15 protein-coding genes are annotated in these 18,224 nt (G+C 65.0%); 5 read left to right on the top strand and 10 right to left on the bottom strand.

From position 1 onward, the window contains the following. Positions 1–29 precede the first annotated feature (29 nt). On the top strand, positions 30–2,507 hold the full coding sequence (locus AC1PLU_RS14035; RefSeq protein WP_481106562.1) for a membrane-bound PQQ-dependent dehydrogenase, glucose/quinate/shikimate family: 2,478 nt from the start codon (positions 30–32) through the stop codon (positions 2,505–2,507). 223 nt (positions 2,508–2,730) lie between these two features. On the opposite strand, the gene AC1PLU_RS14030 is transcribed toward AC1PLU_RS14035, so the two are convergent. Then, complete coding sequence (locus AC1PLU_RS14030) at positions 2,731–3,456, bottom strand: hypothetical protein (protein ID WP_481106561.1); 726 nt, start codon at positions 3,454–3,456, stop codon at positions 2,731–2,733. 245 nt (positions 3,457–3,701) lie between these two features. Here AC1PLU_RS14030 and AC1PLU_RS14025 point away from each other — a divergent pair, with 245 nt between their 5' ends. Then, complete coding sequence (locus AC1PLU_RS14025; protein ID WP_481106560.1) at positions 3,702–4,784, top strand: hypothetical protein; 1,083 nt, start codon at positions 3,702–3,704, stop codon at positions 4,782–4,784. A 638-nt stretch (positions 4,785–5,422) separates the two neighbouring features. Here AC1PLU_RS14025 and hutU read toward each other — a convergent pair. The 4 genes from hutU to hutI all read right to left on the bottom strand — a co-directional run bounded on the left by hutU (position 5,423) and on the right by hutI (position 10,798). Continuing rightward, positions 5,423–7,090, bottom strand: coding sequence for a urocanate hydratase (gene hutU, locus AC1PLU_RS14020; RefSeq protein WP_481106559.1), 1,668 nt, complete (start codon positions 7,088–7,090; stop codon positions 5,423–5,425). 16 nt (positions 7,091–7,106) lie between these two features. Beyond that, positions 7,107–7,967, bottom strand: a complete 861-nt coding sequence (hutG, locus tag AC1PLU_RS14015; protein WP_481106558.1) for an N-formylglutamate deformylase — start codon at positions 7,965–7,967, stop codon at positions 7,107–7,109. A 73-nt stretch (positions 7,968–8,040) separates the two neighbouring features. Next, positions 8,041–9,579 carry a histidine ammonia-lyase gene (gene hutH, locus AC1PLU_RS14010; RefSeq protein WP_481106557.1) on the bottom strand — a complete coding sequence of 513 codons (1,539 nt, stop codon included), beginning with the start codon at positions 9,577–9,579 and terminating at the stop codon, positions 8,041–8,043. Between the two features lie 13 nt (positions 9,580–9,592). Then, on the bottom strand, positions 9,593–10,798 hold the full coding sequence (gene hutI / locus AC1PLU_RS14005) for an imidazolonepropionase (RefSeq protein ID WP_481106556.1): 1,206 nt from the start codon (positions 10,796–10,798) through the stop codon (positions 9,593–9,595). Between the two features lie 60 nt (positions 10,799–10,858). Between hutI and AC1PLU_RS14000 the strand changes: the two genes are divergently transcribed. Next, the gene (locus tag AC1PLU_RS14000) at positions 10,859–12,229 is read left to right on the top strand and encodes a formimidoylglutamate deiminase (RefSeq protein WP_481106555.1); all 1,371 of its coding nucleotides are present in this window, start codon (positions 10,859–10,861) and stop codon (positions 12,227–12,229) included. Positions 12,230–12,233: 4 nt separating this feature from the next. Continuing rightward, complete coding sequence (hutC, locus tag AC1PLU_RS13995; RefSeq protein WP_481106554.1) at positions 12,234–13,007, top strand: histidine utilization repressor; 774 nt, start codon at positions 12,234–12,236, stop codon at positions 13,005–13,007. 36 nt (positions 13,008–13,043) lie between these two features. Here hutC and AC1PLU_RS13990 read toward each other — a convergent pair whose 3' ends face one another. The 3 genes from AC1PLU_RS13990 to AC1PLU_RS13980 all read right to left on the bottom strand — a co-directional run bounded on the left by AC1PLU_RS13990 (position 13,044) and on the right by AC1PLU_RS13980 (position 15,384). Continuing rightward, positions 13,044–14,057, bottom strand: coding sequence for a restriction endonuclease (locus tag AC1PLU_RS13990; RefSeq protein ID WP_481106553.1), 1,014 nt, complete (start codon positions 14,055–14,057; stop codon positions 13,044–13,046). Between the two features lie 236 nt (positions 14,058–14,293). Beyond that, positions 14,294–14,857, bottom strand: a complete 564-nt coding sequence (locus AC1PLU_RS13985; RefSeq protein ID WP_481106552.1) for a phasin family protein — start codon at positions 14,855–14,857, stop codon at positions 14,294–14,296. Positions 14,858–15,108: 251 nt separating this feature from the next. Continuing rightward, a complete protein-coding gene (locus AC1PLU_RS13980) occupies positions 15,109–15,384 on the bottom strand; it encodes a polyhydroxyalkanoic acid system family protein (protein ID WP_481106551.1) in 276 nt (91 codons plus the stop codon). A 171-nt stretch (positions 15,385–15,555) separates the two neighbouring features. Here AC1PLU_RS13980 and AC1PLU_RS13975 point away from each other — a divergent pair, with 171 nt between their 5' ends. Then, a complete protein-coding gene (locus AC1PLU_RS13975) occupies positions 15,556–16,365 on the top strand; it encodes an FHA domain-containing protein (RefSeq protein ID WP_023903666.1) in 810 nt (269 codons plus the stop codon). On the opposite strand, the gene msrQ is transcribed toward AC1PLU_RS13975, so the two are convergent. Both msrQ and msrP read right to left on the bottom strand, forming a co-directional pair. Next, positions 16,307–16,963: a protein-methionine-sulfoxide reductase heme-binding subunit MsrQ gene (gene msrQ, locus AC1PLU_RS13970; RefSeq protein ID WP_481094507.1), complete on the bottom strand. Its 657-nt coding sequence runs from the start codon at positions 16,961–16,963 to the stop codon at positions 16,307–16,309. The two genes, AC1PLU_RS13975 and msrQ, sit on opposite strands and share 59 nt — an antisense overlap. Positions 16,964–17,104: 141 nt before the next feature. Next, positions 17,105–18,073 (bottom strand): protein-methionine-sulfoxide reductase catalytic subunit MsrP, encoded by a 969-nt coding sequence (gene msrP, locus AC1PLU_RS13965; protein WP_115038562.1) that lies wholly within the window; start codon positions 18,071–18,073, stop codon positions 17,105–17,107. Positions 18,074–18,224 lie beyond the last annotated feature (151 nt).

Raw genomic sequence — 18,224 nt, 5'->3', positions numbered from 1 at the left:
GTCGCCGCAGAATCGAAGAGGAACAACTGATGACGATCGTGCATCGTCCTTCCCGTCGCGGCCATTGGGCGCTGGCGACATTGGGAGGCGTGATTGGAGTGCTGGGTGCTGTGCTGCTTGCAGGCGGCGTGTGGTTGGCCGCGCTGGGCGGCTCCTGGTACTACGCGCCTGCGGGCGCGGCCATGCTGGTTGCCGGCGTGCTGCTGTTTCGCGGTCGCAATGCGGGCGCGTGGTGGTTTGCTGCAGTGGTGGTGGCGTCGTTGTTGTGGACATGGTGGGAATCGGGCAGCGATTACTGGCGTTGGGTGCCGCGTGCGGGCTTGATCGTCGGCCTGGCGTTTGTGCTGGCGCTGTTGCTGCCCAAGTTGGAGCGCCCGGTGTCGCGCGCGCTGTCGCGCAGCGTGGCCGGCGTACTGGCGGCGGTGTTTGTGGTGGCCTTCGCGCTGGCGTTCGTGCCGTTTGGGGTGACCGAGGCCGATGGCGCGTTGGCGCATGCAGCCGGTGTTGCCGCGAGCCTGGTCAATCGCAACGTTCCAGCGTCGCTTGCGTCCTCTGGCGCACAGCCGGCAAATGCGCCTGCCGATGACGACTGGGCCGCGTATGGACGCAGCCAGGCCGGGCTGCGTTATTCGCCGCTGCAGCAGATCAATCGCGATAACGTTGCGCAATTGAAGCAGGCCTGGCTCTTTCACACCGGCGACCTGCCAAGCAAGCGCTGGGGCGCGGAAACCACGCCGTTGAAAGTGGGCGACAGCCTGTATGTGTGCACTGCGCGCAATCAGGTGATCGCGCTGGATGCATCCAGCGGCAAGCAACGTTGGCGCTACGATCCCAAGGTCAAGGACGAGGCAATTCCGTATACGGCCGCCTGCCGCGGCGTGTCGTATTACGAGATGCCGGCGGTAGCCAACGATGGCGCAGGAGCGGTGGCAGCGGATGCTTCAGCACTGTGCCGCACACGCATCATCGAAGGTACGCTGGATGGCCGCCTGATCGCACTGGATGCACGCAGCGGCAAGCCGTGCGTGGACTTCGGCAACAACGGCCAGGTCGACATCACCGTGGGGATGGGCGAGACCCCGCCGGGCTATGTGTCGATCAATTCGCCACCGGCGATCGTGCGCGGGGTGGTGGTCACCGGGCATCAGGTGCTGGATGGACAGAAGCGTTACGAGCCGTCCGGTGTGATCGAAGGCTTCGATGCGGTGACCGGCAAGTTGCGCTGGGCCTGGGACATGACCCATCCGGACTGGAACGGCGCACCGCCGGCGGGCCAGAGCTGGACGCGTGGCACGCCGAATATGTGGACCACCGCCGCGGCCGACGAACAGTTGGGCTATGTGTATCTGCCAATGGGCAATTCCACCGCCGATTACTGGAGCAGCGCGCGTACGCCGCAGGAGAATCGCTATGCGACCTCGCTGGTGGCGCTGGATGTCACCACCGGCAAGCCGGTGTGGAATTTCCAGACCACGCATATCGATGCCTGGGATTACGATCTGGGGTCGCAGCCGAGCTTGATCGATTTCCCCAAGGACGGGGTCAACGTGCCGGCGGTCTTGTTGCCGAGCAAGCAGGGTGAGTTGTACGTGCTGGACCGGCGCACCGGCAAGCCGCTGGTGGGCGTGGAAGAACGTGCAGTGCCTGGCGGCGGTGTGGAGCCGCAGATACGCGCCAAGACCCAGCCGTTCTCGCTGTATCACACCTTGCGCAAGCCGGATCTGACCGAGCGCGACATGTGGGGGATGACGCCGATCGATCAACTGGTGTGCCGCATCCAGTTCCGCAAGGCGAGCTACAAGGGCATCTACACACCGCCGGAAGCCGACCGGCATTCGATCGAATATCCCGGTTACAACGGCGGGTCGGATTGGGGCAGCGTGGCGGTGGATCCGCAGCGCGGCGTGATCGTGGCCAACTACAACGACATGCCCAACTACAACCTGCTGGTGCCGCGCGCCAAGGCCGACAAACTGGGCTGGGCACCGCGCGACGAAGTGCGTGGCGATGCGGGCGGTGCGGAAGGTGCGGGCGACCCGCAGGCTGGCACGCCGTACGCGATCAACGTCAATGCCGGCTGGCGCTTGCCGTTCACCAAGTTGCTGTGCAAGGAGCCTCCTTATGGCGGCATCCGCGCGATCGATTTGGCCAGCGGCAAGACGCTATGGGACCGCCCGTTCGGCAGTGCGCGCGGCAATGGGCCGTTCGGTATCCGCTCGGGGTTGCCGATCGAGATCGGCACGCCGAACAACGGCGGTTCGGTAGTGACGGCAAGCGGATTGATCTTCATTGCCGCAGCCACCGACGACCTGATCCGCGCGATCGATCTGTCTACCGGCAAGGAGCTGTGGCACGCCAAGTTGCCGGCCGGTGGTCAGGCCAACCCGATGGTGTATGCCTACGGTGGCCGCGAGTATCTGGTGATCATGGCCGGCGGCCACCACTTCATGGAAACGCCTGCGGGCGATGCGGTAGTGGCGTATGCGTTGCCGCAGAAAACGCCTTGATTTGAGCCGTTCTCGAACCTGCTCGCCAGAGTTCGTTAGCCGTTCCTAAGGCTTGAAACAAAAAAAGCGCACCGTAAGTGGTGCGCTTTTTTTATGAGCAGTCGCAAGTACGTTTCAGCCAACGATGCTCATCGATACGCTGTCAGACAGCCATGCATCTACGTGTTGATCTAACAGAACACCGCGCCCACGCTCTTGCGAATCCCGAATCCCGAATCCCGAATCAAGCCACATTCGCCGCAACTGCTTCTTCCATCACCGCATCCTGCGCGTCCTGCGCCAGCGTGGCCTTGACGATGATCGAGCGGATGGCGTCGGTGGCATCGGACAGTGGCACATCGCTGCTCAGACGCTGAAAGGTGTCGCGGCTGTTGTAGCCGGAACCGTCCTTGAGATAGTGGTCGTACATTGACAGCAGGTCCTGGCAGGCCGTGATCAACGCGGCGATGTTACCGCGCACCAGCGCATGGCCGATCTGGTCGAAGCTGTGCAGGCAATCGGCCAACCAATGCAGGTCGTAGCGGGCGGTGCTCGGCTCGGGCGCGTTATGGCCGCGGCTGTAGGCGCTATAGCGACGCAGGCTGCGCGCAACGCGTGCCACGTGCGCAAACAAGGTGCCGATTTCGTTGGCGATGTCCAATTGCTGCACCATCACCATCGGAATCACCTGGGCCGTGGTCGCCTGTTGCTCGGCCGCGTTCTGTTCCTGCTGCTCCAGTGACTGTTTGAGCACCGCGTAGCTGCGCTGCAGCGATTCCAGCTCCAGCGTGCTGGCGGCCGCGCGTGCCTTCAATTGCGACAGCGCAGCCTGGTAGCGGGCAAGACTGTCCTGGGTGTTCGCAAGCTGGCCGGACTCGGCACGCAGTTGCCGGCCACGCACGAACGCCAGCCCGCTGGCGATGAGCGCCCAGAGTGCGAATGCAGGCACCAGGTAGATCAGGATGCCCATGGAGGCTCCTCGAAACGTTGCATACCTTGTCGGCCTGATCCCGGCAGTCTTGAGGGCAATTGTCGAGAATGTGACGGGCTACGGTGGTTTTGCCGTCAAAGCAGGCCGCCGGCGTGCAGGTCCGCGCACCCCTGACGAAAGACACGTTGCGAGCGGCATTCCTGCATGCTCGAATTAACGTACTCGCCAGCCCAGAGTTCCGCATGCGCAGATGGAGTGATTGCTGGCCGACCAAACTGCGGAACATGCGCGCAGTCGCACTGATCTGGATATTGCTGTGCGCCACTGCGCATGCCGCGCCACCCACACCGTCATCGACGTCATCGACGCACATCCAGGTGGGCTACAGCGAAGCGACGGATCTGTTCAACCTGCTGGATAACCTGTCGGACTGGTTGCCGGGCTTTACGGTGCCCGTCTACCGCAGCTATATGGAAGCCCATGGCGGGCTGGATCAGGCGGACCGTGCCGCGCTTGCCGCCTATGCGGATTTCCGCCGCCGCATCTCGGGGCTGGCAAAAGACTACGATCTGGAGGTGGTCGACCGAGTCTTTGCGCCAGACGTCACCCGTGAGGCGGATCCGTTCTCCCGACATTTCCTGGGGAGCGAAGACTTCGAAGCTTCAGCGAACGCCGCCATTGCAGAGCAGTCGGCAGATGATCAGAGACTGTTGCGTGCGTATTTTGCGCGGTTCGTTCCGCGTGCAAGTCGTTTGATCGCAGTTGCACCCCGTTTCGAGCAACAGATGCGCGTGCTGAGCGAGGAGCTGTCCAAACCGGCCGTTTCCCGCCTGGCATTGCAGATGCGTGATTTCTTTGCGGTGCCGGAACCTCCGGTATTCGAGGCACGATTCGTGTGGTGGCCGGAGATGGATACCACCCAGGCCAAAGTGCGTGGACGCACGATGCTGCTCTATTCGCAGCACGATGCGCTCACCGGCACGGCATCGATGGACTGGGCACCGATCCTGTTGCACGAGTTGAGTCATTACTTGTCTGCGGGGCAGCCATCCGCGCGTAAACGCATGCTCGCTGCGAACTTCTTGCGGCTGTGTCCGAGTTCGGCCACCTTGCGTAACCCGCTCAACGCGCTGGAAGAGCCATTGGCGATTTACTGGGGACAGTATCGATTCGAACACGCGGTACGTGGACGTGCGTTGCCGATGGCGTCGCAGTGGTATATCCAGGCGGATGCCGATCGCGCGGCGAAGGCGATCGCAGCTTCTTACCCGGCAAGCGGGGCGGTGCCGCTGCTCGATGACAGCGCATTGCTGGCGGCTGCTGCATCGGCCTGCAAGCAGATAGGGATGGAAACCAAAGCCGATTAGAGCGGCTAACAAAACGCGTGTAGAGCGGTTGATTTGTGGCTTGGCTGTGGGGTCCTTGCCCGCCCACCATCGCGGGACACGCTGCAAGTACGTCCTTGTAAGCTCTTACGCGGCATCCATGCCGCGTAAGGTCCCGCGACAGTGAGCGGGCAAGGACCCGTCAGGATGGTCGGTGTGCATAGCTATTCTCAAAGCAACCAGCAAACTGTCTGGTGCGGTGTCCTCGCCGATTGCGGGACCGTTGGCGGCATGGATGCCGCCAACGAGCCTCCACGGATGGATTCACGGCGTGTCCCGCGAGCGGTGAGGACATCGCGCCCTCGACTGACCCAGCTTTTGACTGCGTTTAACCGCCGCCGCGACCTAAATCTCGGTTGTCCCTGGAGTGGTTGAACAGTGTGGCGGATAGATCAGTTGTAGAGCTGATGTCTGCAGCTTGGCTGTTGGGCCCTTGCCCGTCCACCACCGCGGGACACGCCGCAAGTACATCCATGTAGGCTCTTACGCGGCATCCATGCCGCGTAAGGTCTCGCGACGGTGGGCAGGCAAGGACCAATCAAAATGGTCGGTGTGCATGTGCGAGCAGTGCACACAGCCTGCCGACAGCGTGCGGTATACCGCGCTGTCGGAGGGCGAACTCAGCCAAGAATTCCCGGCAAATCCAGCCCTTTTTCCTTCGCGCAATCGGTGGCGATGGCATAGCCGGCATCGGCGTGGCGCATCACGCCGGTGGCCGGGTCGTTCCACAGCACGCGTTCGATCCGCTTGTCGGCGGCTTCGCTGCCGTCGCAAACGATCACCATGCCGGCGTGCTGCGAGAACCCCATGCCGACGCCGCCGCCGTGGTGCAGCGAGACCCAGGTGGCGCCGCTGGCGGTGTTGAGCAGGGCGTTGAGCAGCGGCCAGTCGGACACCGCATCCGAACCGTCGGCCATGGCTTCGGTTTCGCGGTTGGGCGAGGCGACGCTGCCGGAATCCAGATGGTCGCGCCCGATGACGACCGGCGCCTTCAATTCGCCGCTGCGCACCATCGCGTTGAAGGCCAGACCCAGCCGGTGCCGATCGCCCAGGCCGACCCAACAGATGCGCGCAGGCAGGCCCTGGAAGGCGATCTTTTCGGCGGCCATATCGAGCCAGCGATGCAGATGCGCATCGGCGGGAATGAGTTCCTTGACCTTGGCATCGGTTTTGGCGATGTCCTCCGGATCGCCACTGAGCGCGACCCAGCGGAACGGGCCGACGCCGCGACAGAACAGTGGCCGGATGTAGGCGGGCACGAAGCCGGGGAAGTCGAACGCGTTGTCGACGCCTTCCTCCAGTGCCATCTGGCGCAGGTTGTTGCCGTAATCCACGGTGGGCACGCCCAGCGCGTGGAAGGTGAGCATGGCGCGGATATGGCTGGCCATCGACTCGCGCGCGGCGGCTTCCACTTCCTTGGGCGCGCTCACGCGCTTTGCGTCCCATTCTTCCACGCTCCAGCTCTGCGGCAGGTAGCCGTTGACCGGGTCGTGCGCGGAGGTCTGGTCGGTCAGCAGGTCCGGCTTGATCCCGCGTAGCAGCAGCTCGTCGAGCACGTCGGCGACGTTACCGAGCAGGCCGACCGACAGCGGCTTCTTCGCCGTGCACGATTCCTCGATCAGGCGCAGCGCTTCGTCCAGCGAGTCGGTCCAGGTGTCCAGATAACCGGTGCGCAGGCGCATGTCGATGCTGGAACGGCGGCATTCCACCGCCAGGCACGAGGCGCCGGCCATCACTGCGGCCAGCGGCTGCGCGCCACCCATGCCGCCGAGGCCGCCGGTGAACAGCCACTTGCCGGCCAGGTTGCCGCCGTAGTGCTGGCGGCCCATCTCCACGAACGTTTCGTAGGTGCCTTGCACGATGCCTTGCGCGCCGATGTAGATCCAGCTGCCGGCGGTCATCTGGCCGTACATCGCCAGGCCTTTTTTATCGAGTTCGTTGAAGTGGTCCCAGGTGGCCCAGCGCGGCACCAGGTTGGAGTTGGCGATCAGCACGCGCGGCGCATCGGCATGGGTGCGAAACACGCCGACCGGCTTGCCGGATTGCACCAGCAAGGTCTGGTCATCGTCCAGGCGAGTGAGTGCGGCGACGATCGCATCGAAGGATTCCCAATCGCGCGCAGCGCGGCCGATGCCGCCATACACCACCAGTTCCTGCGGGCGCTCGGCCACGTCCTGATCGAGGTTGTTCATCAGCATGCGCAGCGGCGCTTCGGTGAGCCAGCTCTTGGCGGTGAGCGTGGTGCCGGTGGCGGCGCGGATGACGCGGGTTGCATCGTGACGGGTCATGCCGGGTTCCTTGCAATCAACGGTGCGCCGCAGGCGGCGCGGTGTCGGAGGAGGGGGGTGTTGCGTTGGCGAAGTGCAGGCAGGTCAGCAGCACGTGCCGCAGCACGGCGCGTAATGCCACTGCGTGCGCGGGCTGCCACGGCGTTGGCCAGGTGTCTGGGGTGATGTCGTCGGGCTCGCGCATATAACCGCGGCAGGCCAGCTCCATCTGCAGCGTATGCACGCCGCGCTCGGGCTGCGCGTAGTGGCGGGTGATCCAGCCGCCCTTGAAGCGCCCGTTGCGCACGGTGCTGGAGCCACTGCTGCGGCACAGCCGTTCCACCGCATCGACTAGGTCTGGATCGCAACTACGGTCGTCATTGCTGCCGATATTGAACTGCGGCAACTCGCCGTCGAACAGATGTGGAATATGCGAGCGGATCGAATGCGCGTCGTAGACCACGATCTTTGGGTGTTGCGCGCGCAGGCGCGCAATCTCGGTATCGAGCGCAGCGTGATAAGGATCGAACCAGCGGGTACGGCGTCGCTCGATCTGCGCCTGATCAGGTGCGTCACCGTCTGCGTACAACGGCTGATTGTCGAAGGTGGTCAGCGGGCACAGACCGGTGGTGTTCTGGCCCGGATACAACGATGCGCCGCTCGGGTCGCGATTGACGTCGATCACCGAGCGCGAGATCGCGGTACGCACAGTGGTGGCACCGAGCGATTGCGCGAAGTCGTACAGCTGGTGCACCCACCAATCGGCATCGCGGCGCGCCAGCCACGGCGACACGAATTGATCGGCCACGTCGTCCGGCAGCTCGGTACCGGTATGCGGGAAGCTGACGATCAGTGGCGCATCGCCGCGGTGAACTTCGAGCCAGGGCAGGGCGCTCATCGTTGCGTGCCTTGCATCAGTGCAATCGTCCAGACGTTTTGATAACGCGATTGCGTCTTGTCGGCCTGCCGATTCATGCGTCCTGCTCCACGCCCGGCAATGCCATCGCCACCGCACGCGCCAGTGCGCCCGAGCGTACCAACGCGCTGGCAGCCAGCATGTCGGGATGGAAATAGCGGTCGTCTTGCAGCATGGGCACCTGCGCACGCAGCAACGCACGTGCGGCTTCCAACGCGGCGCTTGAGCGTAGCGGCGCATGGAAATCGCAGCCTTGCACCGCAGCCAGCAACTCGATGCCAATCACGTGCGTGGCGTTTTCGGCCATCGCCAACAAGCGACGTGCGCCGTGCGCTGCCATCGACACATGATCTTCCTGATTGGCCGAGGTCGGAATCGAATCGACACTGGCCGGATACGCGCGCTGCTTGTTCTCCGACACCAAGGCGGCAGCGGTGACCTGCGGAATCATGAAACCCGAATTCAAGCCCGGGCGCGGGGTGAGAAACGCCGGCAGGCCGGACAAGGCCGGGTCGACCAGCATCGCGGTGCGGCGTTCGCTGATCGAGCCGATTTCGCACACCGCCATCGCCAGCATGTCGGCCGCAAACGCCACCGGTTCGGCGTGGAAGTTGCCGCCCGACAAGGCCTCGCCGGTATCGCTGAACACCAACGGATTATCGGACACGCCATTGGCCTCGATCTCCAGCGTGCGTGCAGCCTGGCGCATGATGTCCAGCGCCGCGCCCATCACCTGCGGCTGGCAGCGCAGACAGTACGGATCCTGCACGCGTACATCGCCCAGCCGATGCGATTCGCGGATGCTCGAATCGGCCATCAGCGCGCGCAGCGCTGCAGCGGTGGCAATCTGCCCAGGCTGCCCGCGCAATGCATGGATCCGCGCATCGAATGGCGTATCCGAGCCCTTGGCCGCTTCCACCGACAAGGCGCCGGTAACCAGCGCGGCCTGCAGCACGGTTTCGATCTCGAACAGGCCAGCCAATGCGCAGGCAGTGGAAAACTGGGTACCGTTGAGCAGCGCCAGGCCTTCCTTTGCGCCGAGCACGCGCGGCTGCCACTGCGCCTGTGCAAGCGCCTCGGCGGCAGGCAAACGTTGTTCGCCGACGAAGGCTTCGCCAACGCCAATCATCACAGCGGCCAGATGCGACAACGGCGCCAGATCGCCGGAGGCGCCGACCGAGCCCTGGCACGGCACCACCGGCGTGATGCCCAGACGCAACATCGCGTCCAACAGCGCCAGCGTCTGCGGCTGCACGCCGGAGGCGCCTTGGGCCAGGCTGGTGAGCTTGAGCGCCATCATCAGCCGCACCACCGGTACGGGTGTGGGCTCGCCGACACCGGCCGCGTGCGACAGCACGATATTGCGTTGCAGGGTCTGCAGGTCCTCGCGCTCGATGCGCACGCTGGCCAGCTTGCCGAAGCCGGTATTGACGCCGTAGACCGGCTCGCCGCGCGCAACGATGGCCTCCACCGTCTGCGCGCTGCGCAGCACGGCGGCCGCGCAGGCGTCGTCCAGCACGACCTCGGCGCCGCGATACAACGCACGCCATTGCGCCAGGGTGACCTGGCCGGGCTGCAGGACAACAGAACTCATGACGACTCCGGATTCAGCAGGAATGCCCGCGCCAGACGCGGGCATGAAGTGGGTTGAAGCCCATGCGGTAGACCAGATCGGCCGGCGCGTCGATGTTCCAGATCGCCAGGTCGCAGTGCATGCCGGCGCGCAGCCGGCCAAGCCGCTCGCTGCGTCCGAGCGCACGTGCCGCCTCGCGGGTAAAACCGGCGATGCATTCGTCCACGGTCATGCGGAACAAGGTGGCGGCCATGTTCATCGCCAACAGCGGACTGGTCAGCGGCGAGGTGCCTGGATTGCAGTCGGTGGCCAGGGCAAGCGGCACGCCGGCGGCGCGCAGCGCGGCGATCGGTGGCAGCTGGGTGTCGCGGGTGAAATAGAACGCGCCCGGCAACAGCACCGCCACCGTGCCGGCGCTGGCCATCGCGGCAACGCCGTCGCTGTCCAGATATTCGATGTGATCGGCCGACAGCGCGCCATAGCGTGCGGCCAGTGCTGCGCCGTGCTGGTTGCTCAGTTGCTCGGCATGGATCTTGATGCCCAAGCCGTGCGCTTGCGCGGCAATGAAAACCTGTTCAGCCTGCGCGGGCGAGAACGCCAGATGCTCGCAGAACACGTCCACAGCCTCGGCAAGACCTTGCGCGGCGATTGCCGGAATCATCTGCGTGCAGACCGCGTCGATATAGGTCTGCGCATCGCCGCCCGGTGGCACCGCGTGGGCGCCAAGAAACGTCGGCACCACTTCGACCTTGCGCAGCGCAGCGAGCTGGCGTGCCACACGCAGCTGCTTGGTTTCGTCCTCCAGCGTGAGCCCGTAGCCGGATTTGATTTCCAGCGTGGTCACGCCTTCGGCAAGCATGGCGTCCAGGCGCGGCAGGCTGGCGGCCAGCAGCGCTGCGTCGTCGGCCGCGCGGGTTGCGCACACGGTGGCCACGATGCCGCCGCCGGCTGCTGCGATTTCGGCGTAAGTGGCGCCGCGCAGGCGTTGCTCGAATTCGTTGGCGCGGTTGCCTGCGTACACCAGATGGGTGTGGCAATCGATCAGGCCGGGGCTGATCCAGCGGCGCTGGCAATCGTGCGTGGTGTCCGGCTCCAGCGCCGGGGCCTGTGTGGCTGGGCCGGCATAGGTGATGCGGCCGTCCTGGCAGGCGATCACGCCATCGCCCACGATGCCCAGGCCGCCATCGGCGGCGTCCAGGGTCATCAGTTGCGCGTTGTGCCAGAGGACGTCGCAATGCATGGCGCAGGCTCGTGGTGTCTGATATGTATATACAATAAAACCGGCAATCGAGGGTGTCCAGTGGCAGACCAACAGGTGCAGGCGGTGTGGGCAGCGCGGGCGCTTTTGCCCGATGGCTGGGCGAGCGGTGTGCGGATCGCGCTGGCACAGGGGCGCATCGCCTCGGTGCAGACCGATACTGCGGTGGCCGCCACCGATACCCGTGTCGAGGTGCTGCTGCCCGGGCTGGGCAATCTGCACAGCCACGCGTTCCAGCGCGGCATGGCCGGCCTGACCGAAGTGGGCGGACGCAGCGGCGACAGTTTCTGGAGCTGGCGCGAGTTGATGTATCGCTTCGTCGATCGGCTGGACCCGGACAGCCTGCAGGCGATCGCCGAACAGGCCTATGTGGAAATGCTCGAAAGCGGCTTCACCCGTGTCGGCGAATTCCATTATCTGCACCACAGCCCCAGCGGCGCTGCGTATGCGCAGGCCGGCGAAATGTCCGAGCGCATTGCCGCCGCCGCCGCCAACACCGGCATCGGGTTGACGCTGTTGCCGGTGTTCTATGCGCATTCGGATTTCGGCGGTGTCGCGCCGAGTACAGCGCAGCGTCGTTTGATCCACGACATCGACGGTTTCGCACGCTTGCTGGACGACTGCACGCGCAGCCTCAAAGCCTTGCCCGATGCAGTGCTCGGGTTGGCGCCGCACAGCCTGCGCGCGGTCACGCCAGAACAACTGGCCGCGCTGGTGCCGCTCACCGATGGCTCGATCCACATCCATATCGCCGAGCAGCAGCGCGAGGTCGATGCGTGTCTGGCCTGGTCGGGCATGCGCCCGGTGCAGTGGCTGCAGGCCAACGCGTCGGTGGATGCGCGCTGGTGTCTGGTGCACGCCACGCATGTGGATGCGAGCGAACTGCAGGCGATCGTCGATAGCGGTGCGGTGGTCGGGCTATGCCCGATCACCGAGGCGAATCTGGGCGACGGGCTGTTCCCGATGCAGGCATTTGCCGCCGCAGGCGGGCGTTTCGGCGTGGGTTCGGATTCGAATGTCTTGATCGATGCGGCCGAAGAACTGCGCCTGCTCGAATACGGCCAGCGCCTGCACCTGCAGGCGCGCAATGTGCTGGCGCAAGGCGGCGTTTCCAGCGGGCGATGGTTGTTCGACCAAGCCAGCGATGGCGCGGCGCAGGCCTTGGGTATTGCGCACAGCGGCATCCGTGTCGGCGCATCGGCCGATCTGCTTGAGCTGGATCTCACCCATCCGGCACTACTGGCGCGCAGCGACGATGCCTTGCTCGACAGTTGGCTGTTCGCCGCACGCGGCAGCGCCGTGCGCACTGTCTGGCGCGCCGGGCAAGAGGTGGTGCGCGACGGGCAGCATGTGGATCGCGCGCGCATTGCCACGCGTTTTGCCGGCGTTTTGCGATCGCTGCTGAGCAACTGAGCGGATGCGCGCACAATGCGGGTCTGACCGGAGACCTGCTTTGACCGCCCACCCCATCGCCGCGCCCGGCACCCTGCATCAACGCATCCGTCAGGATCTGGAACAGCGCATCCACAGCGGCGACTGGCCGCCCGGTCACCGCGTGCCGCCCGAACACGAGTTGATGACGCAGTACGGCTGTTCGCGCATGACGGTCAACAAGGTGCTCGGGCTGCTCGCCGACGCCGGCATGATCGAACGTCGCCGCCGCACCGGCTCGTTCGTGGCGCGGCCGCATCCGCATCTGGAACAGGTGGCGCTGTCGATCCCGGATATCGAAGTGGAGATGACCACGCGCGGCCATGCCTATCGGTTTTCGTTGTTGTCGCGGCGACTGCGCAGCCTGCGTCAGCGCGTGCCGCAGGAACGCGCCCTGGGCAGTACCGGCAAGGTCCTGGCGCTGGAAAGCGTGCACTTGGCCGATGGCAGCCCGTTCGCGCTGGAGCAACGCGTGATCGATACCACCACGGTGCCGGAGGCGTTATTGCAATCGTTCACCGATGTCGCGCCGGGCAGTTGGCTGTTGCGCAACGTGCCGTGGACGCGCGCCGAACACCGCATCAGCGCGGTCAATGCCGACGCCGCCCAAGCCGAACGCCTGCAGGTGGACGATGGCGCTGCGTGCCTGGTCATCGATCGCCACACCTGGCGCGGCGATCAACCGGTTACCTACGTGCGCCAATGGTTCCTCGGCGGCTCGTACGATCTGGTGGCGCGGTTTGCGCCGGGAATGCGCTGAGATTCGCAGCGGCTCACCAATGCGCCAATCACCCACTCAAATCGTCGTGCATTGACGCCAGCGCACCGGCTCGTCCACGCCTGCGCGCGGGTTGAGTTGCACGCGCACGGTGCGCAGGTACGGGTAGCGTTCCAGTTCGCGGCAGATCAGCGGCCATGCGGCGGCATCTTCGACCGTGCGGTCCACCGCCAACGTTGCCTGGGTGATCCAGATCCCGCGGAGTAGACCGGGCGTCTGTGCGAGCGTTTTGGAAACGGCGCGTTGATAGCCCTGCATGGTCGCTGCATCCGGTTCCTTGCCGCTTGCGACTGGCATGGCTGCCGGGGTCGATGCCGTTGTGGGCGCTGCCTGCGACGTAGCAGTAGCAGTAGCCGGGGCAGCGGAAGGCGCAGCACGCACGGGTGCGGCAACCGGTGGGGTAGGTGCAATTACAGTCTGCGTCAGCGCCGCTTCCGGCAGCGCCGGCTGCAGTGCCAGCACAGCGACCAGCGCCAAGGTTGCCAACGCCACACCGGCGATGACGCTGTGGCGGATCGCGCGGCGCCTTGCCATGCCGACCACGCCGGTTTCCATATCGCCGGGCAGGTAGGGTTTGAGCAGTGGCCACAGGCGCGTGCCATCCAGCACTTCGATCGATTGCTTGTCGGCAGCCGCAATGCCTTCGCGCTCCATGCGGCCCTCGGTCACCATCACGCCGCCGCCGGCACCGGCCAGCCGCGCCATCGCGCCCAACTCGTTGACCGCCGCCACGCCGATGCGATAACCGCGCCCGTGCTTGCACGCAACCAGGCGGGTGCCGTGGTCGGTCTGCATCATGAAATCGGCGGTGGGCAGCCCGTCCTGCGGCAACCGGGTCGGTTTCCAACCGCGTTGGTCCTGCAGCACGCGCAGCACCAGGGCGGAAAAATCACGCCAGTGCATCGCGGCCAGGGCGCGCACGCCCTCGGTGGTTTCGTCGGCGCGACGCCGCACCAGCCAGACATAAGCGCACACCGCCAGCCACAGCAAGAGGGCGGCCAACAGCGCCAAAATCCAGGAAGGCATGAGCATCAAACGAAGTTATGGCGCGTATAACGAAATGGTGCGCCTAGAAGAATCCCTCGCGGCAGATTCGTCAATGGATCGCGCGCGGCGAACTCACGAGCCGTGATCCAGATAGCGAAAGACCCGCCAGTCCGAAGCCGTGAGGGGAGGGGAGCAAACGGACTTCGTGTTACAGGACTGGCGGGTCCTTCTCGATTGTGTGGAAAATCATGCTGCTTTGCAACATTCGCCGGCTGCCAGGCTTATTCGTCGTCGAACGCAGCCGTGTTTCCGGTCGAGGCGCTGCCAGGTGTGGTTGACGATCCAGTGCCGGCCGTGTCGCTACTGGCAGCCTGCGCCGCTTGATTGGCGGTACGGTTGGCACGCTTGGTGGCGGCGGTATTGGCGCGCACCTGGGCTTTCAACGATTCCACTTCTCGACGCAGGTTTTCCAGCTCGTCCTGTTCGGGGATGTTGAGGGTGCGCAGCACGCCCTTGACGCGTTCGTCGAAGGCCTTGCCCAGCCGGTCCCAGCCACGCACGGCGGTGTCGCGTGCCTGCTCGAACTGGGTCTCCACCTCTTCGCGCAGTTCGTCGACGCTTTCGCTGGCCTTCTGCTGACCCGTGCGCTCATAGGCCGCGCCCTCGCGAACCAGGGAGTCGAACAATTTGCCGCCCTCGGTCTGGACGCGACCCAGCGCGCCGAGCCCGGCCAACCACACCGTCTGTGCCGATTCGCCAAGCCGGCGCGAAATCTGCTCTGCCTGCGCCTGGAACCCATGGGCCGCGTTGTTGCGGTTGCCGTTCTGATCGTATCCGGTCGTCATGCGATGCTCCTGTAGGTTGCTAAAGCGACGTTGCCTTCACCCTAGTGCCGACGCTGCATCGGGCAGGTGAAGCATTGCCTGCTGGCGTCTATCTAGGTCATGTGTGCGCGAGACGCGTTTTCAAGCATCCGCGCATCCAGCGTGATGCGGGTGACCTTGCGCTGAAGGGCCGGCACCTTCAGCGCGGCCTGCTCAAGTTCGCAGGCCCCAGGCCTGGCCCGCTTGGGGCAAGAACGATCAAACCGGCCTGCTCAGGCGAGTTTTTCGCTCAGTAGCCGTCGGATTTCCGATTCCACCATCGGCTGCACCGCCGACAACAGAAAGCCAAGCTCGGCGGTGACATGCACCTGTTGCGGCAACAAGGCGATCGCCCCGTCCACACCGGCACGCGCGATGCGCAAGGTGTCGCCTTCCCAGTGCGAAGCGATGCCGTAGCGATCGGTCAGTTTGCGTGCCGCCTCTTCGATCGCTGCGCGGGCCTGGGCTGGCGTCAAGGAATGGTCGTGGCGGATATCGATGCTGGACATGGCGTGGATAGGTGAGACGAAAGGAGCGCGCATTGTGCGCATGCGCGGGCCAGGCTCCAAGTGCGGATGCTTGCAGCGGACCAGGAACGACTGGCAAACACCGCGCCTGTTGGGCGGACGCCGGTCACGTTGTTGGCCGCTGCAAGGGGCAGACCTGCTAGGCTACGGCGGGTGCGCGATCTGCAAGTTCATTTCACTCACCGGCAGCAGCCGGATCATTCTCTCAAGCCCGGCGTCCACCGGATCGTCCGTCATGCCTCCGGCAGCGTGCGGGTGGTGGACGATGCCCAGGGCGCGTTGCTGTTGGCGCAGTTCTGCCTGGACCAGCGCGGCCTATGGCTGCAGGTGGCCAACGGAATCCGCGGCATCCATGTCAACGGACGCCCGGTACGCCGCATGGCACTGCTGCGCCCCGGCGATGCGATCTACGCCGACGGCGTGGAGATGCTGCTGCGCAGTGCGCCCTCGAGCGCGCCGGCCAACGACGTGCCAGAGGACGACGCCGGCCTGAGCGAGGTCTGCCTGTTGTTGCGCGGGCTGGGTGGTCGTCATCACGGGCGCAGCTTCACGCTGGATCGCTCACGGCTGGTCGGCAGCGACCCGGCCGCAGACATCGTCATCGACGACCCGGCCTTTGCCGCGCAACATGCGCGCCTGGAACGCCACGGCGACCGCGTGCTGATCCGCGATCTGGGCTCGGAAGAAGGCAGCTGGATCAATGGCGTGCAGGTGCGCGATGGCTGGCTGCAGGCCGGCGACCAGGTCGTATTCGATGCCCGCCACCGGTTTGTCGTCGAGGTGCCGCGCACCCATCACGGCACCACCTGGGATATCCCCGACACCGAGCCGTTGCCGCCGCCGCGCGCCACCACCGAACCGACGCGTGCGCCGGTCAAGGTCGCGCGCTGGCCGTGGCTGCTGCTCAGCGCGGTGTTGCTGGCGGCGGCGCTGAGCGCCTTGCTGTGGTTCGGCGCGCGCTGAGTTTTTTCCAGACCCGCCAGCCCAGCAATACCGCAAGAATCCCGGCGTACAGCGCCGGTTCGCGGATATCGGATTTCACCAGCCACCAGAAATGCAGCACCGCCAACAGCCCGATCGGGTAGATCAGCATGTGCAGGCGGCCCCAGTTGCGCTTGAGCCGACGCATCCAGCCCTGGGTGGAGGTGATCGCCAACGGCACCAGCAACAGCCAGGCGGTGAAGCCGACGGTGATATAGGGCCGTTTGATGATCTCTTCGAAAATCTGCGTCCAGAAGCCGCGCAGATCCAGGCTCAGGTAGGCCGCCAGATGCACGCTGGCGTAGAAGAATGCGTACAGCCCGAGCATGCGGCGGAAGCGGATCAGTACCGCCTGGCCGGTGAGCTGGCGCAGTGGCGTGACTGCCAAGGTGATCAACAGGAAGCGCAGCGCCCATAGCCCGGTGCGGTGCTCGATCTCGGCGACCGGATCGGCGCCCAGCGCATCGCTGCCGGTTTGCCACACCTGCCAGAACTGCCAGCCGAGCAATGCGATCGGCGCCAACGCGGCCGCATGCAGCAGCGTCTTGGCAGCGATCAGGGAGGTGGATGTCTTGGCCATGCGATCTCGAAGAGGGGAGCGTGCTGCGCGGGTGCCATGCATGCATCGTAGGAGCGCACCTGGGCGCGACGGGCATTACCAGGAAAGCCCGTCGCGCCCAGGTGTGCTCCTACGATAGGTCGATATCAGATCGTTTGTTGCCTAGAACCACTTCTTCAAATCCATCCCCGCGTACAACGAAGCGACCTGATCCGCATAGCCGTTGAACGGCTTGGTCGCGATGCGCTCGGCGAACAACTTGCTGGCGGTGCCGGCGATACGGCGCTCGGTCTTCTGGCTCCAGCGCGGATGGTCCACCGCCGGATTGACGTTGGAAAAGAATCCATATTCGGACGGCTGCAGATCGTGCCAGGCGGTCTCGGGCATCTTCTCGACGAAGCGGATTTCCACGATCGACTTGATGCTCTTGAAGCCGTACTTCCACGGCACCACCAGCCGCAACGGCGCGCCGTTCTGCTGCGGCAGCGGCTTGCCGTACAGGCCGGTGGCCAGCAAGGTCAGCGGATGCATCGCTTCATCGATGCGCAGGCCTTCGCGATACGGCCAGTTGATCGAGCGGTAGCGTACGCCGGGCATCTGCTGCGGGTCGGCCAGCGTGGTGAACGCCACGTACTTGGCCTTGGAGGTCGGCGCAAAGCGCTTGAGCACCTCGCCCAGCGATACGCCGGTCCACGGAATCACCATCGACCAGCCTTCCACGCAGCGCAGCCGGTAGATGCGTTCTTCGGCAGGGATGCCCTTGAGCAATTCGTCCAGCGACAGGCTGCCGGGCTTTTCGCACTCGCCGCTGACCTTCACCGACCACGGCGACAGCTTCAAGGTCTTGGCGGCCTTCGAAGGGTCGGTCTTGTCGGTGCCGAATTCGTAGAAATTGTTGTAGCTGGTGACGTCTTCCAGCCGGGTCAGTTCTTCGGCGGTACGGAAGCCGCTGCGCGCTTGCGCCGGCGTCACCACGGTCTTGGGCGGAGGCGGCGGGTCGGCCTCGGCGCACCCGGCCACGCCCAACGCCGGGGTCAGCGCGAACAGCTGCAGCAGCCGGCGCCGGTCGCGGTAAACGGCCTCATCGGTGATCTCGCTGGACGGCGTCTTCAAGACATCGCGAAGGGACATGGCTCGCTCCTGACAGTGGCTGCAGATGAGAATAACGGACCACGGTGACGGTGCTGCCCATGGACGCTGCAACACCATACGTCGGCGTCGGTGAGAAGGATGCAGCTGCAACTTTTCTGCAACGCTGCCAAGGCCGATGCGCTGCGGCATA

The organism is Xanthomonas sp. NCPPB 2933 (assembly GCF_056725225.1).
Note: the sequence above shows the minus strand (reverse complement) of the source record. Positions and strands in the feature narration are given on the sequence as shown.